Raw genomic sequence first — 590 nt, forward strand, 5'->3', positions numbered from 1 at the left:
GTGCGCGAGCCGGTACCCCCGCTTCACGACGGTCTGGACAAGGCGAGGGGCGCCAAGCGCGGCGCGAAGACGCGCGATCGCCGTCTCCACCGCGTGCTCGTCCCGCCCCGCTCCCGGCAGCGCCCGCAGCAGTTCCGCACGCGGCACGACCCACCCCGGCCGCCGCGCCAGCGCCCGCAGCAGCGACATCCCGGCCGGCGGTACCGGCCGGACCTCCCCGTCGAGGACAACGGCGTGCCCCCGGATCTCCAGCTGCCGTCCGGCGACCGGCAGCGGCCGCCCCGGCAACTCCGTACACAGCAACTGCACCAGCGGCCCCAGCCGGTACCTCTCCGGCTGCACCGTAGGCACCTCCGCGGCCTGCAGCGGCAACGCCGTCACCGGCCCGACGCATGCGACGAGCACGTCGTGTCGCAGCGCTGCCAGCACCTCCTCGTGCATCCCCCGCGCCTTCGCGCGGTCCAGCAGCGACGCCGCCGCCGGCGCGCTGGTGAACGTGACGGCGTCCAGCCCCCGCCCCACCACCGCGTCGATGAGCCGGTCCAGCGGCACGGTGTCCTCCGGCGGCAGCCACCGGTACACCGGAACCC

Annotated in this window: 1 protein-coding gene; it reads right to left on the minus strand. The window is 76.1% G+C overall.

Annotated features, from left to right (window positions below; genetic code table 11):
* A partial coding sequence (locus tag FNX44_RS27480; RefSeq protein ID WP_153507813.1) for a uroporphyrinogen-III synthase occupies positions 1–590 on the minus strand: 590 nt, incomplete at both ends.

The sequence above is a fragment of the Streptomyces alkaliterrae genome, assembly GCF_007097205.2.
Lineage (GTDB): Bacteria > Actinomycetota > Actinomycetes > Streptomycetales > Streptomycetaceae > Streptomyces > Streptomyces alkaliterrae.